The sequence below is a fragment of the Synechococcus sp. MIT S9507 genome (assembly GCF_047304715.1).
GTDB lineage: Bacteria > Cyanobacteriota > Cyanobacteriia > PCC-6307 > Cyanobiaceae > Synechococcus_C.
In genome coordinates, this window is sequence record NZ_CP138970.1 from 913927 (window position 1) to 935818 (window position 21892).

Genomic DNA, 21892 nt, shown 5'->3' on the forward strand with positions numbered 1-21892 from the left:
GTTAAAGAGCAGAAGAACGCCGCAGGCAGCTGATCGGGACGGCGGCTGAACCGACGCCTCGGTGTGATCAGGGACCGGACAGATCATCCAGTGCCCCGACTCAGGCCATCCGTCTCACGTAGTACAGATGTACGTTATCGAATCAGGGCCACTCCGCCAAGGGGGCAGCGAACTGCTCAGGCCTGAGCAGACGAATGCCCTCGGGAAGTTCCACCAGGTCGGTCGGCTTCAGATATCCCCAGCTGACCAGCCAGCAAGGGAGGGTTTCGAGGCCCGGGGTCGCCCGAACGGCTTCAAGAGTGGGGCGACGGTCCTCAACAAAACCGTCCAGGGTCCAGTCACAGGCCAGACGGCGCAACACCTCAGGCTTGGATCCAGACTCATGGCCATCAAGCCGAGCAGGCCTGAGCCCCATCGAGGCGAGCAGCTCGGCAGTGAAATCCCGTGCCTTGGTGGTGAGCACCGCCCAGGCCATGCTCTCTTGCACCAAGGCATTTAAACGCTCGGGCACACCCGGATAGGGCTGATGCAGAGCGAGCCAGCCGTCCCGATCGACAAGCACGGCCTCAGCCCTCACAGCCTCCAGGGTCTGCTGCAGCAGAGCAGGAGTCCAGCCGAAGCGCGCAAGCGCAGTGGCACAGTGCGCCGCATAGTCGTGAACAAACACCTGGACCCCGAGCTGTTCAAGTGGTCCGCGTTGCTCTGCGATCAATGCCGCGATCAGCACCATCTCCCAACCGTGATGAATCCAGGGCCTGAGCTGCCGGAACTGTGGAGGTGTGGACTCGGGAAGATCGGCAGCGGAAGACAACCGCAGACAGGCACGACGAGCACTCCACCAGTACTCATTCATCCCATCCACAATCACCCCGTCGAAATCAAAGACCAGGAGACTGGGTGACAGCAACAGGGATGAGAAAAAACTGGGCCGCTAGGATTCGAACCTAGGAATGGCGAGACCAAAACCCGCTGCCTTACCACTTGGCGACGGCCCATTGACTCCATTGTTGAAGCTCCATGCGGAGGTCAACTCTGGAAGTTCAAATAGTTACTCACAATGGAGTGACCTTCGTCAATCCATTCACGCCGGCATGGCGTGGGTCATGGGGGAAAAACTCTGAGCCGGCGTTGATCACTGGATCCATAGACGTCGCTTTGAAGGCTGTAACGCGCCACGAGATCCGCCTGCATCTGAAGAACGTTCTCGTTACGCGGTAAAAGCTCAACCGGACGCCCCTCCGGCATCACAATCTGCTCCACCGCCAGCCTGCACTCCTCAAGAGCAGCCAGCGCATCGCCTGGATCGGGATGACCAGAGGCTCGCTCAGGCTCCTGATCCCTGCCGGACAGGGGCTGACGGTTGAGCAGGCGCTCAAGAGCTCGCTCGACCTGGGCCAGAGAATCCGACTTGATCACGAGGATCGGAACCCCGGCCTCCCGTGCCTGCCGGCGAAGCTCAGGCTGACGCCCCAACCACTGACGCACGCTCAGAAGCACATCAGCACACGCCAGATCATCAACAGCTTTGACAGGCCAGCCGTGACAGCGGACAGCCTCTTCCAGCCGCTGCCGACTGAGTCCACAACAGAGCACCTGCAGCTTCTGCTCACGCGCAGTCTCAACAGGGGTCGACTTTTCGGGAGCATTGCTCCTTCTGGCAGAACGTCTGGGATCAGGCAAAGGCACGACGGCCAGGGCGGGCCGCCGCTGAGGGGGCTGCGGCGTTGATGGTTCTGGATCCACAAGCCTGACTCCACCGTCCGCCAGCAACTCGCGCTCCTGAGGTCTGGGGCTTTGTCCGCGAAGCAGCAGATCCACCGTGCGCCCGACGTCATCGTGAACAGCCCAGCGATGGCGGCTGTGCATCTCCACAGCGAGCGGGAAGGTCGGTTCGGCAGCACGCTCGAGAACCGTTTTCTGGGTTCGGCGGCGGCGAGCCTCATCGTCGCCAAGTGTGACCGACTCGATCCCCCCAACCAGATCGCACAACGTTGGATTCTTGATCAGGTTGGCGAGGGCATTGCCATGGGCGGTGGCCACAAGCATCACGCCCCTCTCTGCAATTGTGCGTGCCGCCTGAGCTTCCAGCTCAGTACCGATCTCGTCGATCACGATGACTTCAGGCATGTGGTTTTCCACCGCCTCGATCATCACCTGATGCTGAAGCTCAGGCCTGGCCACCTGCATGCGCCTGGCACGACCGATCGCTGGATGTGGAATATCACCATCACCGGCGATTTCATTGCTGGTGTCGATCACGACGACCCGCTTGTGCAGGTCCTCGGCCAGAACACGGGCAATTTCCCGCAGAGCAGTGGTTTTGCCCACACCGGGGCGTCCCATCAGCAGCAATGACTCTCCGCTGTCGAGCAGATCACGAACAATGGCGACAGTCCCGAAAACGGCACGTCCAACGCGACAGGTGAGGCCGACAACAGCACCGCTCCGGTTACGGATTGCGCTGATGCGATGCAGGGTGCGCTCAATGCCCGCTCGGTTATCAGCACCGAATTGGCCGATCCTGTTGACCATCTCCTCGAGGTCCTGGCGTTCCAGGCAGTGGCCGCCGAGTTCGACCGAGCGACCTGGGTAACGCGCTTCCGGAATCCGACCGAGGTCTAGAACGACTTCAAGCAGCTGACTGCGTCGTTCAGCGGGGGCGAGAGCGTTCTGAACGGGCGTTGGCAACAGCGCGAGCAGCCGCTGCAAATCATCGGTGATGCGCTCTGTACTCATGGCCCAGGCTCCCAGTGCTCGTCAGGACCTCAACGCCTTCTAGCAGGACTGAGTCCCTTATCGGGAACAGTCAGGGGCGTGCAAGCCAGGGAATCACCAGATCCCGAGCCAGTGCAAGGGCCTGCTCCCAGCCAAAAGGCCAGTCACGCAATGTGGTCCGGCGGCATTCGGCCTCCTGCAGCAGAGGTTGCACGATCGAACGGGCCATCCCACCGAAAGCCACACCTGCCGGACCACTGGAGCGCAGCAGCCCAAGACCGTTGAGCAGGCCAATGGTCGCGCTGTTGGTTCCTCCAGCCAGCTGCAACGGCCCGGGAGGTGCGCTGGTCCGAACCTGCTGCCAGAGCCGCAGAGCCGAACGCGCCGTGCCAGCGCCGACATCACCGCTCATCGGGCGTCCATCAAGCTGCCAAAGAGGACGAAAGCCACGTCTTCTCAAGCACTCATGGCGCCCCCAGAGTTCCTTGACCAGGTCCTGGGAGCGCAGGCCATGCCCTTCAAGACCGCAACTCACAGCCACCCTTTTCAAAGGAATCGAGGCAGCTGCAACTTCGTCGAGCGTGCGATCAAAGTCCTGCTGACGCCCAGGGGCGGTATGAACCTCAATCGCATCGGGTTGTAGCTCGGCCAGCAGAAGGGCGAGGTTGTCGAGACCCACTCGATGATCGGCGGTTTCAATCAGGCCAAGGGGGCAGGCCGGTAAACAACGCCCACAGCCGTAGCAGCGGTTGGGGTCGACGCCGGGACCGGCATGAATGGCATCAGCAGGGCAGACCTTTTCACAGGGTCTTGCACAATCAGGCGGGCAGCGGGAAGGGTCAAAGATGGCTTTACGAAAATGGGCATCGCGTCCGTCGCTGACGCTGACCATCAACCAGGGGGATTGACCGGTGCGTTCCCTGGCCCAGCTGAGACCCGTTCGAGCAGCATTGACAACAGCGGCATCGGCTGCAACGTCAACACACTGAACCCCGGCAACGGCATAGAGAGCACAGAGATCTGCAATCGCAGCCAGATCCTGATTGCTGGCTCCACAGATCAATTTGACCCAACGCCCCTCTGCGAGGGCTTCATCACCGGCGGCATGTGAACCGGTGACCGGCAGAAGACAGGTGGTCAGGCTCCCAGCAGCCGGGTCATCGGCTGCCAGCGCAGGCTGCGCGCACCACCCATTTCCACAACAACCTTCAAACGCGGCTCACGCCGGCAAAGGTCGCAGAGGGACAGCAGTTCCGATCGAGACAGCACCTGCCCCTCGATCAGCCACAGAACGACCGGCTTGTTGCCAAGGAGAATCTCTCCAAGTTGCGGCATCACTTCCTGCACCTCTCCCACAGCCGCACCACGTCCGACACTTTGGTGACCCAGGTGGGGGGGACGCACACCATGCTTCTGCAACAGAAAGACCTCAGGATCTCCGAGACCACGCGCGGAGGTGATCTGAGTGCGGTATCCGGCGGCGCGCAGTCGCCTCAGCAGGCGCGTCTCAGCGCCGCCCTCGAGGGGAGCATGAACAGCCATGACACCGGCGGATTCCAGTTCACGGCGGAAACCCCGACCTGAAAGCAGCAGCGGCATGGAATCGGTCCAGTTGAAACGAGTCTGGCAGCTGATCAGGGATGAATGGAAGCCGGAGGGCGGTGATGTAAGTTCGTAGTTTGCTCTGCCGATCTGTGCCCGTCCGCTAGCCGGGCCTCCAGTTCCGAGAGCAGGTCCGGCGTGTGCGCCGGATCTTCAGGCCAGCGCAACACAACGATTTCAATCGCTGTGTTGCCGGGAAACTACCGACCTCTCCGGTTGATTAAGTCCCAGCCAGCTGATTCGTTCGCTAGCCCCAATCCGAATTGCCCAAACGAATTCCGTTGAAGCGTTCGGCCATGACTGCGTCATCTCAATCAGCGCCCTCCAGGCCACAGCTCAAGCAGCGTCAGGTTGCAACAGCTGGGGTTGTCCACGCTGGCGTTACTACCTCCCATGTCCATCGGCATCCTTGGGAAGAAACTGGGAATGTCCCAGTTCTTCGACGAGCAAGGCAAAGCCGTCCCGGTCACTCTGATCGAGGCGGGGCCTTGCCGGATCACCCAACTCAAGACCACTGAAACTGACGGCTATCAAGCCGTGCAGATCGGCTTTGGTGAAACACGCGAAAAGCTGATCAACAAGCCCGCCAAGGGTCACCTCGCCAAATCCGGCGAAGGGACACTCCGACACTTGCGCGAATATCGCGTCGACGACCTGAAGGGTCTCGAGCTGGGTGGCGCAATCACCGTGGGTGATTTCGAGACTGGCCAGAAAGTCGACGTCAGCGGCGACACGATGGGCCGTGGGTTTGCTGGTTATCAGAAGCGCCACGGCTTCAGCCGAGGGCCGATGACCCATGGCTCGAAGAACCACCGCGAGCCCGGTTCAACCGGTGCGGGCACCACACCCGGCCGGATCTACCCAGGCAAACGGATGGCTGGTCGCTACGGCGGCAAGAAAATCACCACGCGGGCGCTCACCATCCTCAAGGTGGACAGTGACCGAAACCTGCTCGTGATCAAGGGATCTGTTCCTGGAAAACCTGGATCGCTGCTGAACATCCGGCCCGCCAATCGTGTGGGTGCCAAGCCCGCCCAAGGAGGTAAGTGATGGCCAATTGTGTTGTACGTGACTGGCAAGGCAAGGAAACCGGCAAGGCTTCCATCGACCTGAAGGTGGCGAAAGAAACCACCGCAGTTGATCTGATGCACCGTGCGGTGCTGCGCCAGCAGGCCCACAGCCGTCAGGGAACTGCCAGCACCCTCACCCGTGCTGAGGTGCGTGGTGGCGGACGCAAGCCCTACAAGCAGAAAGGGACCGGTCGTGCCCGACAGGGATCGATCCGCACTCCCCTGCGTCCAGGCGGCGGCATTGTGTTTGGTCCCAAACCCCGCACCTACAACCTTGCGATGAATCGCAAGGAACGTCGTTTGGCCCTGCGCACCGCGCTGATGGCGCGCATCGACGACGTGATTGTGGTGAAGGACTTCGGAGCAGACCTCAAAGCCCCAAAAACCCGCGAGGTCGTCGACGCTCTTGGGCGCCTCGGAGTCGCTGCCGACGCGAAGGTTCTGATCGTTCTCACAGCCCCAAGCGAAGTTGTGCGGCGGTCGGTTCGCAATCTTGAGAAAGTGAAGCTGATCACGGCTGACCAGCTCAACGTCTTCGATTTGCTCCACGCCAATTCACTGGTGCTGGGCGAAGAGGCACTCGCAACCATTCAGGAGGTCTACGGAGATGACTGAGCGCTTCACAGGACGCCTCGCGGACGTGATCCGCAGGCCCCTGATCACTGAAAAAGCCACCCGAGCACTGGAACTGAACCAGTACACCTTCGAGGTGGATCCCAGAGCTGCCAAGCCCGACATCAAAGCCGCTGTTGAGCAGCTGTTCGATGTCAAGGTCACCGGCGTGAGCACCATGAATCCTCCCCGCCGGAGTCGTCGGGTCGGCAAATTTGCCGGCAAACGCTCTCAGGTGAAGAAGGCTGTGGTGCGCCTTGCTGAGGGCAACTCCATCCAACTCTTCCCTGAGTCCTGAGGGGTCTGAAACGTCATGGCAATCCGTACCTTCCGCCCCTACACACCCGGTACACGCACCCGGGTCGTCACCGACTTCAGTGAAGTCACCGGCCGCAAGCCGGAGCGTTCGCTTGTGGTGTCCAAGCACCGCCGCAAAGGACGCAACAACCGCGGTGTAATCACCTGTCGTCATCGTGGCGGTGGCCACAAGAGGCAGTACCGCATCGTCGATTTTCGTCGCAACAAACACGGTGTGCCAGCCAAGGTGGCCGCCATTCACTACGACCCGCATCGCAATGCGCGGCTGGCCCTGCTCTACTACACCGATGGTGAGAAGCGCTACATCCTGGCCCCTGCCGGTGTCTCCATCGGTCAAACCGTGGTGTCGGGACCTGAATCTCCCATCGAGATCGGCAACGCCATGCCGCTCTCCGATATTCCCCTCGGTTCCAGCGTTCACTGCGTCGAGCTTTACGCAGGTCGCGGAGGACAAATGGTCCGAACTGCCGGAGCCAGCGCTCAGGTGATGGCCAAGGAGGGTGATTACGTCGCCCTGAAGCTGCCATCCACGGAAGTTCGACTGGTGCGCCGTGAGTGCTACGCCACCATCGGCGAAGTCGGCAACTCGGAGATCCGCAACACAAGCCTTGGCAAGGCAGGTCGCCGCCGCTGGCTCGGACGCCGGCCTCAGGTGCGAGGCAGTGTGATGAACCCCTGCGACCACCCTCATGGTGGTGGTGAAGGCAGAGCGCCGATCGGCCGTTCTGGTCCTGTCACCCCATGGGGCAAACCCGCTCTGGGCCTCAAGACCCGCAAGCGCAACAAGCCGAGTAACAAGTTCGTCCTCCGCAAGCGTCGTAAGACGTCCAAGCGGAGCCGTGGCGGACGCGACTCATGATGCTGCTCACCATTCCGTCGTTCGCTTAATCCGCCATGGGACGTTCACTTAAAAAAGGCCCCTTCATTGCCGACAGCCTGCTACGCAAGGTTGAAAGGCAAAATGCCGCCGATGACAAGTCGGTGATCAAAACGTGGTCAAGGGCCTCCACGATTCTGCCGATGATGATCGGCCACACAATCGCGGTGCACAACGGCCGCACTCACGTGCCGGTCTTCGTGACCGAACAGATGGTGGGTCACAAGCTTGGCGAATTCGCCCCCACCCGCACCTTCAAAGGCCACATCAAAGACAAAAAAGGAGGCCGCTGAGTCCATGACAACGTCATCCCCAACGGCAACCACCGCCCAGGCACACGGTCGCTTCATCCGCGGTTCCGTGTCCAAGGTCCGGCGGGTTCTCGATCAGATCCGCGGTCGCAGCTATCGCGACGCGCTGATCATGCTCGAGTTCATGCCGTATCGCTCCACGGGTCCCATCACCAAGGTTCTGCGTTCAGCAGTGGCCAATGCCGAGCACAACCTCGGGCTTGACCCATCAACCCTGGTGATTTCCCAGGCCAGCGCTGACATGGGCCCCTCCATGAAGCGCTACCGACCCCGCGCCCAAGGTCGCGCCTTCGCGATCAAAAAGCAGACCTGCCACATCAGCATTGCTGTGGCAGCCCAGACCGACTCCTGACCCCCGAGCACCCCGACTGATGGGACACAAAATCCATCCAACCGGCTTACGCCTGGGGATCACCCAGGAGCACCGGTCACGCTGGTACGCCCCCAGCAAGAGTTATCCGAGCCTCCTCCAGGAGGACGACCGGATCCGCAAGTTCATCCACAAGAAATACGGCTCCGCCGGTATCAGCGACGTGCTGATTGCCCGCAAGGCCGATCAGCTTGAGGTCGAGCTCAAAACCGCACGCCCCGGCGTTTTGGTTGGACGCCAGGGCAGCGGCATTGAAGAGCTGCGCTCCGGCATCCAGAAAACCGTCGGCGATCTGAACCGCCAGGTTCGGATCAATGTGGTTGAAGTCGAGCGCGTCGACGCCGATGCTTTTCTGCTCGCCGAGTACATCGCTCAGCAACTTGAAAAGCGTGTGGCGTTCCGTCGCACCATCCGCATGGCGGTTCAGCGCGCTCAGCGAGCCGGCGTTCTGGGCCTGAAAATTCAGGTTTCAGGTCGCCTCAACGGTGCTGAAATCGCCCGCACCGAGTGGACGCGTGAAGGCCGTGTGCCGCTGCACACCCTTCGCGCTGACATCGACTACGCCACCAAGGTCGCCAGCACCACCTACGGGGTGCTCGGCATCAAGGTCTGGGTGTTCAAAGGCGAAGTGCTGGGTGATGAAGCCCAGCAACAGCTGCCTGTGGGGGCAACCCCGCGGCGTCGGGCCGGTCGCAGGCCCCAACAGTTCGAAGACCGCTCCAACGAGGGTTGAACAGGAGGCCTGAACCATGCTGAGTCCAAAACGCGTCAAATTCCGTAAGCAGCAACGCGGCCGCATGCGCGGTGTCGCCACCCGTGGCAACACCATCGCCTTCGGCCAGTTCGCACTGCAGGCACAGGAATGCGGCTGGATCACCTCGCGCCAGATCGAGGCCAGCCGTCGTGCCATGACCCGCTACGTCAAGCGTGGCGGAAAAATCTGGATCAGGATTTTCCCTGACAAGCCGGTCACCATGCGCGCTGCCGAAACCCGAATGGGTTCAGGTAAGGGCAACCCTGAATTCTGGGTTGCAGTGATCAAGCCGGGCAGGATCCTGTTCGAGATGGGTGGCGATGAAATCACCCCCGAAATCGCCAAGGAAGCCATGCGCCTCGCGCAGTACAAGCTGCCTGTGAAGACCAAGTTCATCACTCTCGATGAACAGGAGCAGACATCTGGTGCGCAAGCTCCGGGCACTGCTGCCGCCACCGTGGAGTCCTGACCATGGCCCGTTCCAACGTTTCAGAACTGCGTCAACTCTCTGACTCAGACATCAAAGAGCAAATCGTCGGTCTCCGTCGCGAACTGTTCGATCTGCGCTTCCAGCAAGCCACCAGGCAACTGGCCAACACCCACCGCTTCAAGCAGAGCCGCACAAAACTGGCTCAGCTGCTGACGGTGCAAAAGGAGCGACAAAGCTCCACCGCCTCCTGATCCTCCACTTCATACCCATGGCACTCAAGGAAAGGGTCGGTACCGTCGTCAGCGACAAGATGGACAAAACGGTGGTGGTTGCGGTGGAAAACCGCTTTCCCCATCCCATCTACAAGAAGACGGTCAGCCGCACCACCCGTTACAAAGCTCACGACGAGAACAACAGCGTTCGCGTCGGTGACCGTGTCCGCATCACCGAAACCAGGCCGCTCAGTCGTCACAAGCGCTGGGCCGTCTCAGAGGTGATCAGCCACAGCCCCAAGGCTGAGGAGGCCAACAAATGATTCAGCAGGAATCCTTCCTCACTGTTGCTGACAACAGCGGAGCCAAACGCATCCAGTGCATCCGTGTCCTGGGAAGCAATCGTCGTTACGCCCACGTGGGCGACGTGATCGTTGCGGCCGTTAAGGACGCCATGCCCAACATGGGCGTGAAAAAGTCCGATGTGGTGAAGGCCGTTGTGGTCCGCACAAAAGCGACTCTGCGTCGTGACACCGGCAACTCCATCCGATTTGACGACAACGCCGCAGTCATCATCAACGATGACAAAAATCCCAAGGGCACTCGTGTCTTTGGACCAGTGGCTCGCGAACTGCGCGACCGGAATTTCACCAAAATCGTCTCCCTCGCTCCGGAGGTGATCTGAGATGGCAACTGCAACTCCGAAATCAGGCGCATCACAACGCATCAAGATGCGTCTCCGCAAAGGCGACACCGTTCAGGTGATCACCGGTAAGGACAAGGGCAAGACCGGAGAGGTCCTGCGCACTTTGCCCAATGAAAATCGCGTGATTGTGGAGGGCGTGAACATGCGCACCCGCCACGTCAAACCCACTCAAGAGGGTGAAAGCGGTCGGATCGTCACTGAAGAGGCTTCACTGCATGCCTCCAACGTGATGATCTTTTCCAAAGACAAGAAGGTGACCAGCCGAGTCGAGCTGATCACCGAGAAGGACGGCAGCAAAAAGCGCCGCCTCAAGAAAACCGGCGAGGTGATCGACTGATCACCCCGATCCGCCTTCTGACCAAGCCCAGAAGTCCCATTCCCCAGCCATGTCACTGAAACAGCGCTACAGGGAGACCATTCAGCCCAAATTGCTGAAAGATCTCAGTCTCTCCAACGTCCATGAAGTCCCGAAGGTGGTCAAGGTCACCGTGAACCGCGGACTTGGCGAAGCTGCAGCGAATGCCAAGGCCCTCGAGGCCTCGGTCAACGAACTTGCACAGATCACCGGCCAGAAAGTGGTGGTGACCCGAGCCAAGAAAGCCATCGCGAGCTTCAAGATCCGCGAAGGCATGCCGATCGGCTGTGCCGTGACATTGCGCGGTGATCGCATGTACGCCTTTCTAGAGCGACTGATCAACCTGGCACTGCCCCGCATCCGTGACTTCCGTGGCGTCAGCCCGAAAAGCTTTGACGGACGTGGCAATTACACCCTGGGGGTCAGGGAGCAGATCATTTTTCCTGAAATCTCCTTCGACAAGATCGACGCCATCAGGGGCATGGACATCACCATCGTGACCACTGCCCGTTCGGATGAAGAGGGCCGGTCCCTCCTCCGCGAGATGGGAATGCCATTCCGCAGCAACTGAGCCCTCCTCGGAAACCACTATGGCCAATCACGACCCTATTTCCGACATGCTCACCCGCATTCGCAATGCGAGTGAGAAACGTCACCAGAGCACAAAAGTACCTGCTTCCCGCATGTCTCGCAGTATCGCCAAGGTGCTGCAGCAGGAAGGCTTTATCGCCGAGATCAGCGAGGAAGGCGAGGGAGTTCACACCAACCTGGTGCTCGAACTCAAGTACAGCGGCAAAAACCGCCAACCCACGATCCGCTCCATGCAGCGTGTGAGTAAACCCGGTCTGCGCATCTACAAGAACACTCGCAGCCTCCCCAAGGTCCTCGGCGGACTGGGAGTGGCCATCATCTCCACCTCAAAAGGTGTGATGAGCGACCGCGATGCCCGAAAGCAGGGCGTCGGCGGTGAAGTGCTCTGCTACGTCCTTTGATCTGGAGCATAACCATGTCACGTATCGGTAAATCCCCTATTCCCATCCCTGAGAAGGTGACCGTCAGCCTCAACGGTCTTGCTGTCACCGTGAAGGGACCGAAGGGAGAACTCAAACGCACATTGCCTGAAGGCGTGAGCATCGATCAGGTGGAGAACACCATCGTGTTGTCTCCCACCAACAGCAAGCGCACCTCCCGTGAGCGCCACGGACTCTGCCGTGCTCTGGTCAACAACATGATCGTGGGTGTCGAGAGCGGTTTCAGTAAAAGCCTGGAAATCATCGGTGTTGGCTCCAGGGCTCAGGTGAAAGGCACCACGCTCGTGGTCAGTGCCGGCTACAGCCATCCGGTCGAGGTCGCAGCCCCGGCAGGCATCACCTTCAAAGTCGAGAACAACACCAAGGTGATTGTTTCCGGAATCGACAAGGAATTGGTTGGTAATGAAGCCGCCAAAATCCGCGCCATCCGTCCGCCCGAGCCTTACAAGGGCAAAGGGATCCGGTACGAGGGCGAATGGATCCTCCGCAAGGCAGGCAAGTCGGGCAAAAAGTAATCCACTGCTAGACGCTTTTCCTCTCTACCCACCATGTCGACCCTTTCCCGTAAACAACAGACCCAGAAGCGTCATCGACGCCTGCGTCGTCACCTCAGCGGCACAGCCGGCAAACCCCGCCTGGCCGTGTTCCGCTCCAACAGCCACATCTACGCCCAGGTCATTGACGATGACGCCCAGAGCACGCTCTGCTCTGCGTCGACCATTGACAAGGACCTGCGCACTAGCCTCAAAACCAACGGCAACAACTGCAATGCTTCGGTAGCCGTCGGCGAACTGGTGGCCAAGCGCGCCCTTGCCAAAGGCATCCAACAGGTGGTCTTCGATCGCGGCGGCAACCTGTATCACGGCCGGGTTAAAGCCCTTGCCGACGCCGCCCGGGAAGCGGGCCTTCAGTTCTGATCCTGCTCTCAACATGACCGATTCCAACCCTCAGACCACTCCCAACGACGTGCCCTCGGCGGCCGATGTTCCTGCGGCAGCTGAAGGCCAGCAGCAGGAACAGCGCCGCGGAGGAGGTCGCGATCGCGGTGACCGCAGAGGCGGACGCCGTGGTGATCGACGCAATCAAGAGCGTGACTCCGAATGGCAGGAGCGGGTTGTCCAGATCCGCCGCGTGTCCAAGACCGTCAAAGGCGGCAAGAAAATGAGCTTCAGGGCCATTGTTGTCGTCGGAAATGAGCGCGGTCAGGTCGGCGTCGGTGTCGGCAAGGCCGGCGACGTGATCGGTGCCGTGCGCAAGGGTGTTGCCGACGGCAAGAAGCATCTCGTCAAAGTGCCTCTGACACGTCACAACTCCATTCCAACCTTGTCCAACGGTCGGGATGGAGCGGCCAGCGTGTTGATTCGCCCCGCAGCTCCGGGTACCGGAGTCATCGCAGGCGGTTCGATTCGTACAGTTCTCGAGCTAGCCGGCATTAAAAACGTGCTGGCCAAACGACTGGGCAGCAAGACTCCTCTCAACAACGCCCGCGCCGCCATGGTGGCGCTCGAAAGTCTCCGCACACACAAGGAGACCGCAAAGGAACGGGGGATCTCCCTCGAGCAGATCTATTCCTGATTCCCTATGACTCTCCGACTTGATTCCCTTAAGCCCAATAAGGGCGCCCGCCGCCGCAAACTGCGCAAGGGCCGCGGTATCGCCGCTGGTCAGGGTGCGAGCTGTGGCTTCGGCATGCGTGGCCAGAAATCCCGTTCCGGCCGGCCGACCCGCCCTGGTTTTGAAGGTGGTCAGATGCCCCTTTACAGGCGAGTGCCCAAACTGAAGCACTTCACATTGGTGAATCCCAAACATTTCACCGTCGTGAATGTTTCAGCGCTCAATGATCTCAAGGCCGGCAGCACAGTCAACCTCGACTCTCTGGTCAAGGATGGTGTTGTCACCAGCCCCAAGCACCCTCTGAAAATCCTCGGTAACGGGGAACTCAAGGCCAAGCTCACGGTTCAGGCTTCTGCTTTCACGGCCTCAGCGCGAACCAAAATCGAAGCAGCCGGTGGCACCTGCGAACTGCTGGACTGAGATCCATCGGATCGACCTCCACGGATCTAACGTCTGAGCCGTCCGCCGGATCGTCATCCGCGGACGGCTTTGCTGCATCAAGCTCAATCATCCAATCTCTGTTCCATGCTCGTCAGTCGGGGACGTAATCCCAGCGCCAGTGAAGTCATCACCCAGCTGGTTCAGAACCCTGAGCTGAGAGGCCGGGTCCTGACAACTCTGGGGCTGTTGATGTTGGTGCGCCTCGGCATCTACATCCCGATGCCCGGCATTGACCGTGTCGCCTTCGAACAGTTCATCCAACAGGGTGGACAGTTGATTGGTTTCCTCGACATCTTCACCGGTGGGGGCATCTCCACCCTTGGCATCTTCGCCCTGGGGATCCTGCCGTTCATCAATGCCTCGATCATCCTTCAACTGCTCACAGCATCTCTTCCACAACTGGAGGATCTACAGAAAAATGAGGGAGAAGCGGGCCGTCGCAAACTTGCACAGATCACGCGTTACGTCGCCCTGGGCTGGGGGCTGATTCAAAGCGTGGTCTTCGCCATGATTCTGCGCCCCTATGCAGTGGAGGGGCTACCCGTAGGTGTCTTCGTGGTGCAGACGGCACTGGCACTGGTCACCGGATCGATGATCGTGATGTGGCTCAGCGAAGTGATCACGGAACGAGGCATCGGCCAGGGAGCTTCACTTGTGATCTTCCTGAACATTGTGGCCACCCTTCCTCAGGCTCTCGGCTCCACCATTGAGAAAGCCCAGACGGGCGATCGCAATGATGTGTTTGGAATCGTGATCCTGGTTCTGGTGTTCCTGGTCACGATCGTGGGAATCATCTTTGTTCAGGAGGGACAGCGACGGCTTCCGATCGTGAGCGCGAAGCGTCAGGTGGGAGGAGGAGCCGTCCTGCCCAATCGCCAGAGCTACCTGCCCCTGAAACTCAACGCCGGTGGCGTGATGCCGATCATTTTCGCCTCGGCCCTGATTTTTCTGCCGATCACAATTGCCAACTTCAGCCAGAACCCTTTTCTGATCCGAGCAGCCACCGCCCTGAATCCAGGCAGCTCAAATCCATGGCCTTATGCCCTGGTGTTCTTCTCCTTGATTCTCGGTTTCTCTTATTTCTACGCGTCTCTGACCTTCAACCCGGTGGATGTCGCCAGCAATCTCAAACGTGGAGGCGTGGCAATCCCAGGAGTCAGGCCTGGAACAGCAACGGCCAACTACCTGGAAGGTGTGAAAAACAGACTCACACTGCTTGGCGGACTCTTCCTCGGAGCAGTCGCCATCATTCCCTCCGCCGTGGAACGCGCAACCAACGTGCAGACATTCCAGGGACTTGGCGCCACCTCGCTGCTGATCCTGGTGGGTGTTGCCATTGACACTGCCAAGCAGGTCCAGACCTACGTGATCTCACAGCGCTACGAGGGAATGGTGCGCCAGTAACAAGGCAAGGTTCGGGGATTTGCCCCGAAACAACACAACCGCTGTGGATCCTCCACAACTGTTGATTCCGTCCATTCGAATCACCCAGAATCGCCATGAAACAACGTCTTCTGTTCGTGGGCCCGCCCGGTGCCGGGAAGGGCACACAAGCAGCTCGCCTTTGTCAAAAGCACGGACTTCGGCACCTGTCCACCGGGGATCTGCTCAGAGCTGAAGTGGCCGCAGGCAGCGACCTCGGCAAGGAAGCGGAGGCCGTGATGAACCGGGGCGAACTGGTGACGGACAACCTGGTGCTGGCCATCGTCAAAGCACAGCTGTCTGCTCTCAACGGGCAAGGCTGGCTGATGGATGGCTTTCCGCGCAACGTGGCTCAGGCTGAGGCTCTGGCACCGCTCCTCCAGGAACTGGATCAGGCGATCGAAAGCGTCGTGTTGCTTGAGCTGGATGATTCGGTTCTGATCGAGAGACTGCTCGGCCGCGGTCGTGCAGACGACAACGAGGAGGTGATTCGCAACCGTCTTGAGGTTTATAAGCAGCAGACAGCTCCTTTGATTGAGCACTACAGCAATCAGAAGCTGCTGGTCAGAGTGCAGGCCAACGGCAGTGTTGAAGCCATTGCTGAACGAATCGAAAGCGTTGTTGCTTGACCCGCTGTGATACGGTAGCTGTTTGCAACAATGGAGAGCTTCGCCCCATGAAGGTGCGTTCCTCAGTTAAAAAAATCAGCCCTGACGATCAAATCGTCAAGCGCAGAGGTCGCATCTACGTGATCAACAAGAAGCGTCCTCGCAACAAGCAACGCCAGGGCTGAGGCCTCGGTCTGCAGCCTCAAGGCAGAGTTGGGCTCCTGCCACCCTGAATTGAAGACTTCCCAGGCAAAGGAAGTCGTTGTACACCTCGATTAATTGCTCAGTGGCACGGATTGCTGGTGTCGACATTCCCCGCGACAAGCGGATCGAAGTCGCCCTCACCTACATCTATGGAATTGGCCCTACTCGGGCTCGAACCATCCTCTCGAAGACAGGTGTCAACCCTGACACCAGAGTCAAGGATCTTGAGGACGGCGATGTGCAGAAACTGCGCGGTGCCACAGAGACGTACACGATCGAGGGCGACTTGCGCAGGCAGGAGGGGATGGCCCTCAAGCGCCTCCAGGACATCGGCTGCGTTCGTGGTCGTCGCCATCGCATGAGCCTGCCGGTGCGCGGGCAACGAACCCGCACCAATGCGCGAACCCGTCGCGGAGCTCGCAAGACCGTTGCCGGCAAGAAGAAGTAAGCCTCTTCGGCCAACCGGATCCTTCAGTTCCTTAAGCCCTCTCCATCTCCAGGCCCATGGCCAAAACAGTCAAGAAAACCGGCCCCAAGAAGGCCAAGCGCAACGTCCCCAACGGAGTTGCCCATATCCAGAGCACCTTCAACAACACGATCGTCTCGATCACAGACACCACTGGAGAAGTCATCTCCTGGTGCTCAGCAGGTGCCAGTGGCTTCAAGGGTGCTCGCAAAGGCACTCCTTTTGCAGCGCAGACAGCTGCCGAAGCGGCCGCCCGCAGAGCTCTTGAGCAGGGCATGCGCCAGATAGAGGTGCTTGTGCGAGGTCCCGGCTCAGGCCGTGAAACCGCGATTCGGGCGTTACAGGTCGCCGGCCTGGAAATCACCTTGATCCGCGACGTCACTCCCCTGCCGCACAACGGCTGTCGCCGTGCAAAGCGTCGGCGCGTCTGAACCAACGCGTCCCCGTTCAGGTCCCTCTCTCCCCCGCCTCAGACCGTGTTGCAATACCAGATCGACCGTATCGAGCATCAGATCGCCGACGATCGCTCCCAAACCGGTGTGTTTCTCATCGGCCCCCTTGAGCGGGGCCAGGCCACAACCCTGGGCAATTCCCTGCGTCGTGTGCTCATGGGCAACCTCGAAGGCACCGCTGTTACAGCTGTCCGCATTGCCGGTGTCAATCACGAATACGCGACCATCCCCGGAGTTCGGGAGGACGTACTCGACATTCTGCTGAACTGCAAACAGATCACTGTCAATAGCCGCACCAACGAGCTGGAGATCGGCCGTCTGGTGATAGCCGGGCCAGCAACGGTGAAAGCACGCGATCTGCAGTTTTCATCCCAGGTCCAGGTGGTGGATGGTGAACGCGTGATCGCCACGGTGAGCGACGGCTACAGCCTCGAGCTCGAGGTTCATGTGGAACGCGGCGTGGGCTACCGCCCCGTGGACCGTCACAACGAGGACACCAGTGCAATCGATCTCCTCCAGATCGATTCCGTGTTCATGCCTGTGCACCGGGTGAATTTCACCATTGATGAGACTGCAGTGGCTGAGGGGGGTTCCGCTCGAGAGCGGCTGCGCATGGAGGTGGTCACCGACGGGTCGATCACACCTGACGATGCCATTGCTCAGTCGGCCAATCAGCTGATCGAACTCTTCCAACCGCTCGCCACTGTCACCATGGTGGAAGAGGTTCAGGTGGAGCCTGAGCCCACAGCCGAAGCGCAGATTCCTCTTGAGGAATTGAATCTGTCTGTTCGTGCCTATAACTGCCTGAAACGTGCTCAGGTCAATTCCGTTTCCGATCTCATGGGCTTCAGTTACGAAGACCTGCTGGAGATCAAGAACTTCGGTTCCAAGTCGGCTGATGAGGTGATTGAAGCGCTTGAAAAGATCGGCATCCAGATCCCCCAGAGCCGCACCAGCGTCTGACCCTTAACCGCCCATTACCGCAGCCCCCTCAGAACCATGCGTCACCAATGCCGAGTCCCAAAGCTGGGACGTCCCGCCGACCAACGCAAAGCCATGCTTCGCGGTCTCACAACACAGCTGATCCGCGAAGGTCGTGTGACCACCACCAAAGCCCGTGCCAAAGCCCTGCGTGACGAAACCGAACGGATGATCACTTTGGCCAAGGAGGGCAGCCTTGCCTCCCGGCGCAGGGTGCTGGGATACGTCTACGACAAGCAGCTCGTGCATACCCTGTTCGAAAAAGCTCCCGATCGTTACAGCGATCGAAAAGGGGGCTACACCCGCATCACCCGCACCGTTCGCCGCCGCGGGGACAATGCAGAGATGGCCATCATCGAACTGGTCTGAAGTCCGGCGTCAGCATCACGGAAATCACAAATCCAAAACCTTCGGCTGACACTGCCGGCATCCGTCTCAGACGGATCGCTCTCAGTCTGCAGTACGAGGGTTCTCCATTTTGTGGATGGCAACGTCAGCCGCATGGCATCAGTGTGCAATCGGTTCTGGACGAAGCCATTTCAGCGCTCGATCCACATCGGCCGATACAGACGGTGGCTGCAGGGCGAACTGATGCAGGCGTGCATGCCTCTGGCCAGGTGGTTCATTTCGATTGCCGCGGCCCCATTCCAGCCAGACGCTGGGCACCTGCTCTCAATGGGCGTTTGCCCTCCTCGATACGGGTGCGAGAAGCCGTGGAGCGTCCGCTTGGATGGCATGCCTGCTACTCCGCCAGCTACCGGCGTTATCGCTACACCCTGTACAACGGACGAAGGCCGAACCTGTTTCTCGCGCCCTGGAGCTGGCACCGCTACCAGAGTCGACTGGATGAACAGGCCATGGAACAGGCGCTTCATGGCCTGCTGGGAAGTCACGACTTTGCAGCATTCCAACGCGCGGGAAGCCGACGGTCCCATTCGCGCACAACGATCCAGGATGTGTCACTGCAGCGGCGAGGAGACCTGATTCACTTCGAGATTCAGGCCAGCGGATTTCTCTATGGAATGGTGCGTCTGCTCACTGGCCAGCTCGTGGCGGTTGGAGAGCATCGACTGACCCCGGAGCACTTTGAACGCCGCTGGAAAGAACGTCGCCGCAGTGAAGTGAAGGATGGGGCACCGGCACAGGGCCTGTGCCTGCTGCGCGCCGGTTATTCCGAAACGATCTTCAGCAAGGGCGGCTGGTACGATTGTCAACCGACGTTTTTTCTGGCTACGGAGGATCCGCCCCCGGATCCTCCGGAATGGCCATTTTGTGCCTGAACGGTCGTCTTCACTCAACTGACTCGATCAGAGAAGTAGACCTCCGACAGGTAGAGTCGTTTTTTGAGCGTTGTAAAGCACGTCACGGCGTCGCTCACGCTCCCTGCCCAGCTTCGTCGCTCGCGACGGGGCATAACCGAACCGGCATGCCGGCGCGATGAACAAGACCTCCGTCCCCTCCATCGATTCAATCGACCGCCAGTGGTACCTGGTGGACGCTGAGAATCAAACCCTTGGCCGCCTGGCGACCGAGGTGGCTTCCGTGCTCCGCGGCAAAAACAAAGCCACTTACACCCCGCATCTCGACACAGGCGATTTCGTCGTTGTCGTCAATGCCGACAAGGTGAAAGTGAGTGGCAGCAAGCCACAACAGAAGCTGTATCGAAGACATTCAGGACGTCCTGGTGGGATGAAGGTGGAGACCTTTGCTCATCTCCAGGAGCGTCTCCCTGAGCGAATCGTGGAAAAAGCCATCAAGGGCATGCTTCCCCATAACGCTTTGGGTCGCCAGATGTACCGCAAACTGAAGGTCTACAAGGGTGCTGAGCATCCGCATTCAGCCCAGCAGCCCCAGCCTCTGCAGCTCGATCCCGCCGCTTCTGCCAAATGAGCACCTCCAACTCTGTCGTCTATTGGGGCACCGGTCGTCGTAAGACCTCAGTGGCCCGCGTTCGCCTGATCCCCGGCAACGGCACAATCACAATCAATGGCCGTCCTGGAGATAACTATCTCAACTACAACCCCGCTTACATCGCCGCTGTCAAGGCCCCTTTGCAGACCCTTGGCCTGACTGCTGAATACGACGTACTCGTCAACGTCAGAGGTGGTGGCTTGACGGGACAGGCCGATGCCATCAAGCAGGGCGCCGCTAGGGCTCTTTGCGAACTCTCCTCCGACAATCGCAAGCCTCTGAAAACCGAAGGCCACCTCAGCCGGGATCCCAGAGCGAAGGAACGTCGCAAGTACGGCCTCAAGAAAGCCCGCAAAGCTCCCCAGTTCTCCAAGCGCTGATCTCCGTTATGCCCAAGCCCGACATTCATCCCACCTGGTACCCGGACGCCAAGGTGATCTGCAACGGAGAAGTGGTCATGACCACTGGCTCCACCCAGCCCGAAATCCATGTGGACGTCTGGAGCGGGAACCATCCGTTCTTCACCGGCACCCAGAAGATTCTTGACACCGAAGGACGTGTGGATCGCTTCATGCGCAAATACGGTATGGGCAGCACCGCCAGTGTCAACGACGACAAGGAAGGCCCTGCCAAGGACGAGGCCTAGGCTGAAATCTGATGCGCACAGCAATCGACGCCAAAGCGATCGATCGCCACAATTGACATCCCCGAATGCAGACAGCGCTCTGCCTTCGGGGTTTTTTTCTGAAAGGACAACACCGTCAGGTCCTTCCCCGACCTTGCTTCTGACGCAATGGACTCCTCAACTCTGATCAGCCGTCTTGAGGCCGCGACCAGCAGTTTCCACAATCTGGAACGCCAGCTCGCTGACCCTGATGTGGCTTCGGATCCGGACCGATTGCAGTCCGTGGCCAAGGAGCGCTCGCGCCTTGAACCACTGGTCGTCGACTACACCAGCCTGCAGAACGTTCTCCATGAACGGGAGCAGGCGCGGACACTGCTGCGTGAAAGCCGCGGCGATGCAGAGATGGAGGAGCTGACTCAGCTGGAACTGCAATCTCTTGAACAACGTCATGACGAGCTGATTCAACGGCTGACGCTCGCCTTGCTACCCCAGGATCCACGCGATCAACGCAGCGTGATGCTGGAAATCAGAGCCGGTGCCGGCGGAGATGAGGCCTCGCTCTGGGCCGGAGATCTGGCCCGCATGTACGAGCGGTTCAGCAGCCGGCGCGGCTGGACAGTGCAGCCCGTGAGCGCCAGTGAAGCCGACCTTGGCGGTTACAAGGAACTGATTCTTTCGGTGAAAGGTGATGCTGTTTTCAGCGAACTGAAATTTGAAGCCGGCGTGCATCGGGTGCAGCGTGTCCCTGCTACAGAATCCCAGGGTCGTGTTCACACATCGACGGCGACGGTGGCTGTGATGCCTGAGGCTGATCCCGTGGAGGTTCAGATCGAACCTGGAGATCTTGAGATCAGTACCGCTCGCTCAGGGGGTGCCGGAGGGCAGAACGTGAACAAAGTGGAGACAGCCGTTGACCTGCTTCACAAACCGAGCGGCATCCGCGTGTTCTGCACGCAGCAACGCTCCCAGCTGCAGAACCGTGAACGGGCAATGGAGATTCTGCGGGCCAAGCTCTACGAGCGTCAGCTTGCCGAGGCGAATGAAAAAGAGACTTCAGCCCGGCGCCTTCAGGTGGGCACAGGCGATCGCAGCGAGAAGATCCGCACCTACAACGCCAAGGACAACAGAGTCACCGACCACCGACTGGGGCGGAATTTCAGTCTCGAATCCGTGCTTCAGGGTCAGATGGAGGATGTGATTGGGGCCTGTGTGGCAGAGGAGCAACGCAGCAAGCTGGAACAGCTCAGCCAACTGGCCGACGATTGACCTGAAAGGGGTCAGATGCCGATCACATACTTGGCCCACTCACTGTGGCGACCGGAGTCAATCTGACGAACCGCCTCAAAACTCAGACTGCTGAGAGGACGACGCGGAACCCTTTTCAGAGGCATGCCTGCCTCGGAGGGAGTACGACTTGCCTTGCGGACATTGCAACTGGTGCAGGCCGTGGTCACGTTGTCCCAGGCATCTGTTCCACCACGGCTTCGGGGGATCACATGGTCGATGGAGAGAAGTTCACGACTGCCGCAGTACTGACACGTGTGATTGTCTCTCTGAAACACATTGCGACGCGTCAGTGGCATCTGGCGAAAGGGCACTCGCACGAACTGACGCAACCGGATCACCGTCGGCAGATGCATGTCACTACGGACAAGGCGATTGGAATCATGTTCCAGGCTCTCGGCTTTTCCCTTGATCATCATCACGACGGCTCGACGCCAGGTGGTGATGTTCAACGGCTCGTAGGACGCATTGAGAACGAGAACCTGGCCCATGCCAGCTCACTGAATACACGGCATGCTATC

At 59.6% G+C, this 21892-nt stretch carries 35 protein-coding genes and 1 tRNA gene; 30 read left to right on the forward strand and 6 right to left on the reverse strand.

Annotated elements, in window-relative coordinates; genetic code table 11:
• Positions 1–142: 142 nt before the first annotated feature.
• The 5 genes from SIB83_RS04915 to SIB83_RS04935 form a co-directional block, all read right to left on the reverse strand.
• A complete protein-coding gene (locus SIB83_RS04915; protein WP_413746942.1) occupies positions 143–907 on the reverse strand; it encodes an HAD family hydrolase in 765 nt (254 codons plus the stop codon).
• 16 nt (positions 908–923) lie between these two features.
• Positions 924–995, reverse strand: a tRNA-Gln gene (locus SIB83_RS04920).
• 106 nt (positions 996–1101) lie between these two features.
• Positions 1102–2736 carry an AAA family ATPase gene (locus SIB83_RS04925; RefSeq protein WP_413746943.1) on the reverse strand — a complete coding sequence of 545 codons (1635 nt, stop codon included), beginning with the start codon at positions 2734–2736 and terminating at the stop codon, positions 1102–1104.
• A gap of 70 nt (positions 2737–2806) precedes the next feature.
• Positions 2807–3778 (reverse strand): LdpA C-terminal domain-containing domain, encoded by a 972-nt coding sequence (locus tag SIB83_RS04930; protein ID WP_413746944.1) that lies wholly within the window; start codon positions 3776–3778, stop codon positions 2807–2809.
• Between the two features lie 74 nt (positions 3779–3852).
• Positions 3853–4314, reverse strand: coding sequence for an NAD(P)H-quinone oxidoreductase subunit N (locus SIB83_RS04935; protein ID WP_413403875.1), 462 nt, complete (start codon positions 4312–4314; stop codon positions 3853–3855).
• Positions 4315–4710: 396 nt separating this feature from the next.
• Here SIB83_RS04935 and rplC point away from each other — a divergent pair, with 396 nt between their 5' ends.
• The 30 genes from rplC (at position 4711) to prfA (ending at position 21353) form a co-directional block, all read left to right on the forward strand.
• The gene (gene rplC, locus SIB83_RS04940; RefSeq protein ID WP_413403877.1) at positions 4711–5367 is read left to right on the forward strand and encodes a 50S ribosomal protein L3; all 657 of its coding nucleotides are present in this window, start codon (positions 4711–4713) and stop codon (positions 5365–5367) included.
• Complete coding sequence (gene rplD / locus SIB83_RS04945; protein ID WP_413403879.1) at positions 5367–6002, forward strand: 50S ribosomal protein L4; 636 nt, start codon at positions 5367–5369, stop codon at positions 6000–6002. The genes rplC and rplD overlap by 1 nt, the downstream gene beginning before the upstream one ends.
• On the forward strand, positions 5995–6297 hold the full coding sequence (locus SIB83_RS04950; RefSeq protein WP_413403880.1) for a 50S ribosomal protein L23: 303 nt from the start codon (positions 5995–5997) through the stop codon (positions 6295–6297). The genes rplD and SIB83_RS04950 overlap by 8 nt, the downstream gene beginning before the upstream one ends.
• Positions 6298–6312: 15 nt before the next feature.
• Positions 6313–7176, forward strand: coding sequence for a 50S ribosomal protein L2 (gene rplB / locus SIB83_RS04955; protein ID WP_413746945.1), 864 nt, complete (start codon positions 6313–6315; stop codon positions 7174–7176).
• A gap of 35 nt (positions 7177–7211) precedes the next feature.
• A complete protein-coding gene (gene rpsS / locus SIB83_RS04960) occupies positions 7212–7487 on the forward strand; it encodes a 30S ribosomal protein S19 (RefSeq protein ID WP_413403882.1) in 276 nt (91 codons plus the stop codon).
• Positions 7488–7491: 4 nt separating this feature from the next.
• Positions 7492–7857, forward strand: a complete 366-nt coding sequence (gene rplV / locus SIB83_RS04965) for a 50S ribosomal protein L22 (protein ID WP_066904449.1) — start codon at positions 7492–7494, stop codon at positions 7855–7857.
• 19 nt (positions 7858–7876) lie between these two features.
• On the forward strand, positions 7877–8608 hold the full coding sequence (gene rpsC, locus SIB83_RS04970; RefSeq protein ID WP_066904453.1) for a 30S ribosomal protein S3: 732 nt from the start codon (positions 7877–7879) through the stop codon (positions 8606–8608).
• 16 nt (positions 8609–8624) lie between these two features.
• Positions 8625–9098, forward strand: a complete 474-nt coding sequence (gene rplP / locus SIB83_RS04975) for a 50S ribosomal protein L16 (RefSeq protein WP_413746946.1) — start codon at positions 8625–8627, stop codon at positions 9096–9098.
• A gap of 2 nt (positions 9099–9100) precedes the next feature.
• Entirely contained in the window at positions 9101–9310 is a 210-nt protein-coding gene (gene rpmC, locus SIB83_RS04980; protein ID WP_413403886.1) for a 50S ribosomal protein L29, read from the forward strand.
• Between the two features lie 17 nt (positions 9311–9327).
• The gene (gene rpsQ / locus SIB83_RS04985) at positions 9328–9594 is read left to right on the forward strand and encodes a 30S ribosomal protein S17 (protein ID WP_413403888.1); all 267 of its coding nucleotides are present in this window, start codon (positions 9328–9330) and stop codon (positions 9592–9594) included.
• Complete coding sequence (rplN, locus tag SIB83_RS04990; protein ID WP_186491755.1) at positions 9591–9956, forward strand: 50S ribosomal protein L14; 366 nt, start codon at positions 9591–9593, stop codon at positions 9954–9956. The genes rpsQ and rplN overlap by 4 nt, the downstream gene beginning before the upstream one ends.
• Before the next feature lies 1 nt (position 9957).
• The gene (gene rplX / locus SIB83_RS04995; protein WP_413403890.1) at positions 9958–10314 is read left to right on the forward strand and encodes a 50S ribosomal protein L24; all 357 of its coding nucleotides are present in this window, start codon (positions 9958–9960) and stop codon (positions 10312–10314) included.
• A 49-nt stretch (positions 10315–10363) separates the two neighbouring features.
• Positions 10364–10903 (forward strand): 50S ribosomal protein L5, encoded by a 540-nt coding sequence (rplE, locus tag SIB83_RS05000; protein WP_066904473.1) that lies wholly within the window; start codon positions 10364–10366, stop codon positions 10901–10903.
• A gap of 19 nt (positions 10904–10922) precedes the next feature.
• The gene (gene rpsH, locus SIB83_RS05005; protein ID WP_413403892.1) at positions 10923–11324 is read left to right on the forward strand and encodes a 30S ribosomal protein S8; all 402 of its coding nucleotides are present in this window, start codon (positions 10923–10925) and stop codon (positions 11322–11324) included.
• A 14-nt stretch (positions 11325–11338) separates the two neighbouring features.
• Complete coding sequence (gene rplF / locus SIB83_RS05010; RefSeq protein WP_413746947.1) at positions 11339–11878, forward strand: 50S ribosomal protein L6; 540 nt, start codon at positions 11339–11341, stop codon at positions 11876–11878.
• Positions 11879–11911: 33 nt separating this feature from the next.
• The gene (rplR, locus tag SIB83_RS05015; RefSeq protein ID WP_413746948.1) at positions 11912–12280 is read left to right on the forward strand and encodes a 50S ribosomal protein L18; all 369 of its coding nucleotides are present in this window, start codon (positions 11912–11914) and stop codon (positions 12278–12280) included.
• Positions 12281–12293: 13 nt separating this feature from the next.
• Positions 12294–12938, forward strand: coding sequence for a 30S ribosomal protein S5 (rpsE, locus tag SIB83_RS05020; protein ID WP_413403898.1), 645 nt, complete (start codon positions 12294–12296; stop codon positions 12936–12938).
• Between the two features lie 6 nt (positions 12939–12944).
• Positions 12945–13397 carry a 50S ribosomal protein L15 gene (rplO, locus tag SIB83_RS05025; RefSeq protein ID WP_413403900.1) on the forward strand — a complete coding sequence of 151 codons (453 nt, stop codon included), beginning with the start codon at positions 12945–12947 and terminating at the stop codon, positions 13395–13397.
• 105 nt (positions 13398–13502) lie between these two features.
• A complete protein-coding gene (gene secY / locus SIB83_RS05030) occupies positions 13503–14822 on the forward strand; it encodes a preprotein translocase subunit SecY (protein ID WP_413403902.1) in 1320 nt (439 codons plus the stop codon).
• A gap of 95 nt (positions 14823–14917) precedes the next feature.
• The gene (locus SIB83_RS05035; RefSeq protein WP_413403904.1) at positions 14918–15469 is read left to right on the forward strand and encodes an adenylate kinase; all 552 of its coding nucleotides are present in this window, start codon (positions 14918–14920) and stop codon (positions 15467–15469) included.
• A 47-nt stretch (positions 15470–15516) separates the two neighbouring features.
• Positions 15517–15633 (forward strand): 50S ribosomal protein L36, encoded by a 117-nt coding sequence (gene rpmJ / locus SIB83_RS05040; protein ID WP_066904998.1) that lies wholly within the window; start codon positions 15517–15519, stop codon positions 15631–15633.
• Between the two features lie 101 nt (positions 15634–15734).
• Positions 15735–16100, forward strand: coding sequence for a 30S ribosomal protein S13 (gene rpsM / locus SIB83_RS05045; RefSeq protein ID WP_413406101.1), 366 nt, complete (start codon positions 15735–15737; stop codon positions 16098–16100).
• A 56-nt stretch (positions 16101–16156) separates the two neighbouring features.
• Positions 16157–16549: a 30S ribosomal protein S11 gene (gene rpsK, locus SIB83_RS05050; RefSeq protein WP_413403906.1), complete on the forward strand. Its 393-nt coding sequence runs from the start codon at positions 16157–16159 to the stop codon at positions 16547–16549.
• A 45-nt stretch (positions 16550–16594) separates the two neighbouring features.
• The gene (locus SIB83_RS05055) at positions 16595–17533 is read left to right on the forward strand and encodes a DNA-directed RNA polymerase subunit alpha (RefSeq protein WP_413403907.1); all 939 of its coding nucleotides are present in this window, start codon (positions 16595–16597) and stop codon (positions 17531–17533) included.
• A gap of 36 nt (positions 17534–17569) precedes the next feature.
• Positions 17570–17920, forward strand: a complete 351-nt coding sequence (gene rplQ, locus SIB83_RS05060) for a 50S ribosomal protein L17 (protein WP_413746949.1) — start codon at positions 17570–17572, stop codon at positions 17918–17920.
• A gap of 23 nt (positions 17921–17943) precedes the next feature.
• Complete coding sequence (gene truA / locus SIB83_RS05065; RefSeq protein WP_413747293.1) at positions 17944–18831, forward strand: tRNA pseudouridine(38-40) synthase TruA; 888 nt, start codon at positions 17944–17946, stop codon at positions 18829–18831.
• A gap of 157 nt (positions 18832–18988) precedes the next feature.
• Positions 18989–19441 (forward strand): large ribosomal subunit protein uL13, encoded by a 453-nt coding sequence (gene rplM, locus SIB83_RS05070; RefSeq protein WP_413403911.1) that lies wholly within the window; start codon positions 18989–18991, stop codon positions 19439–19441.
• On the forward strand, positions 19438–19842 hold the full coding sequence (gene rpsI / locus SIB83_RS05075) for a 30S ribosomal protein S9 (RefSeq protein ID WP_413403913.1): 405 nt from the start codon (positions 19438–19440) through the stop codon (positions 19840–19842). Before rplM ends, rpsI begins: the two co-directional genes overlap by 4 nt.
• A gap of 8 nt (positions 19843–19850) precedes the next feature.
• Positions 19851–20108: a 50S ribosomal protein L31 gene (rpmE, locus tag SIB83_RS05080; protein ID WP_413746950.1), complete on the forward strand. Its 258-nt coding sequence runs from the start codon at positions 19851–19853 to the stop codon at positions 20106–20108.
• A gap of 147 nt (positions 20109–20255) precedes the next feature.
• Positions 20256–21353, forward strand: a complete 1098-nt coding sequence (prfA, locus tag SIB83_RS05085) for a peptide chain release factor 1 (RefSeq protein WP_413746951.1) — start codon at positions 20256–20258, stop codon at positions 21351–21353.
• 11 nt (positions 21354–21364) lie between these two features.
• Here the strand turns inward: prfA and SIB83_RS05090 are convergent, their stop codons facing one another.
• Positions 21365–21862 carry an HNH endonuclease gene (locus SIB83_RS05090; protein WP_413403919.1) on the reverse strand — a complete coding sequence of 166 codons (498 nt, stop codon included), beginning with the start codon at positions 21860–21862 and terminating at the stop codon, positions 21365–21367.
• Between the last annotated feature and the right edge of the window lie 30 nt (positions 21863–21892).

Coding starts and splice junctions, on each gene's coding strand:
- rpmJ (WP_066904998.1), top strand. CDS start 15,517: ATGAAGGTGCGTTCCTCAGTTAAAAAAATCAGCCCTGACGATCAAATC.
- rplQ (WP_413746949.1), top strand. CDS start 17,570: ATGCGTCACCAATGCCGAGTCCCAAAGCTGGGACGTCCCGCCGACCAA.
- rpmC (WP_413403886.1), top strand. CDS start 9,101: ATGGCCCGTTCCAACGTTTCAGAACTGCGTCAACTCTCTGACTCAGAC.
- rplM (WP_413403911.1), top strand. CDS start 18,989: ATGAACAAGACCTCCGTCCCCTCCATCGATTCAATCGACCGCCAGTGG.
- rpsI (WP_413403913.1), top strand. CDS start 19,438: ATGAGCACCTCCAACTCTGTCGTCTATTGGGGCACCGGTCGTCGTAAG.
- rplX (WP_413403890.1), top strand. CDS start 9,958: ATGGCAACTGCAACTCCGAAATCAGGCGCATCACAACGCATCAAGATG.
- SIB83_RS04950 (WP_413403880.1), top strand. CDS start 5,995: ATGACTGAGCGCTTCACAGGACGCCTCGCGGACGTGATCCGCAGGCCC.
- rpsK (WP_413403906.1), top strand. CDS start 16,157: ATGGCCAAAACAGTCAAGAAAACCGGCCCCAAGAAGGCCAAGCGCAAC.
- rplO (WP_413403900.1), top strand. CDS start 12,945: ATGACTCTCCGACTTGATTCCCTTAAGCCCAATAAGGGCGCCCGCCGC.
- rplD (WP_413403879.1), top strand. CDS start 5,367: ATGGCCAATTGTGTTGTACGTGACTGGCAAGGCAAGGAAACCGGCAAG.
- rplC (WP_413403877.1), top strand. CDS start 4,711: ATGTCCATCGGCATCCTTGGGAAGAAACTGGGAATGTCCCAGTTCTTC.
- rplR (WP_413746948.1), top strand. CDS start 11,912: ATGTCGACCCTTTCCCGTAAACAACAGACCCAGAAGCGTCATCGACGC.
- rpsE (WP_413403898.1), top strand. CDS start 12,294: ATGACCGATTCCAACCCTCAGACCACTCCCAACGACGTGCCCTCGGCG.
- SIB83_RS04935 (WP_413403875.1), bottom strand. CDS start 4,314: ATGCCGCTGCTGCTTTCAGGTCGGGGTTTCCGCCGTGAACTGGAATCC.
- rpsH (WP_413403892.1), top strand. CDS start 10,923: ATGGCCAATCACGACCCTATTTCCGACATGCTCACCCGCATTCGCAAT.
- rpsQ (WP_413403888.1), top strand. CDS start 9,328: ATGGCACTCAAGGAAAGGGTCGGTACCGTCGTCAGCGACAAGATGGAC.
- rpsC (WP_066904453.1), top strand. CDS start 7,877: ATGGGACACAAAATCCATCCAACCGGCTTACGCCTGGGGATCACCCAG.
- rplN (WP_186491755.1), top strand. CDS start 9,591: ATGATTCAGCAGGAATCCTTCCTCACTGTTGCTGACAACAGCGGAGCC.
- rplB (WP_413746945.1), top strand. CDS start 6,313: ATGGCAATCCGTACCTTCCGCCCCTACACACCCGGTACACGCACCCGG.
- SIB83_RS05035 (WP_413403904.1), top strand. CDS start 14,918: ATGAAACAACGTCTTCTGTTCGTGGGCCCGCCCGGTGCCGGGAAGGGC.
- rplE (WP_066904473.1), top strand. CDS start 10,364: ATGTCACTGAAACAGCGCTACAGGGAGACCATTCAGCCCAAATTGCTG.
- SIB83_RS04925 (WP_413746943.1), bottom strand. CDS start 2,736: ATGAGTACAGAGCGCATCACCGATGATTTGCAGCGGCTGCTCGCGCTG.
- rplP (WP_413746946.1), top strand. CDS start 8,625: ATGCTGAGTCCAAAACGCGTCAAATTCCGTAAGCAGCAACGCGGCCGC.
- rpmE (WP_413746950.1), top strand. CDS start 19,851: ATGCCCAAGCCCGACATTCATCCCACCTGGTACCCGGACGCCAAGGTG.
- SIB83_RS05090 (WP_413403919.1), bottom strand. CDS start 21,862: ATGGGCCAGGTTCTCGTTCTCAATGCGTCCTACGAGCCGTTGAACATC.
- rplF (WP_413746947.1), top strand. CDS start 11,339: ATGTCACGTATCGGTAAATCCCCTATTCCCATCCCTGAGAAGGTGACC.
- prfA (WP_413746951.1), top strand. CDS start 20,256: ATGGACTCCTCAACTCTGATCAGCCGTCTTGAGGCCGCGACCAGCAGT.
- rplV (WP_066904449.1), top strand. CDS start 7,492: ATGACAACGTCATCCCCAACGGCAACCACCGCCCAGGCACACGGTCGC.
- secY (WP_413403902.1), top strand. CDS start 13,503: ATGCTCGTCAGTCGGGGACGTAATCCCAGCGCCAGTGAAGTCATCACC.
- rpsS (WP_413403882.1), top strand. CDS start 7,212: ATGGGACGTTCACTTAAAAAAGGCCCCTTCATTGCCGACAGCCTGCTA.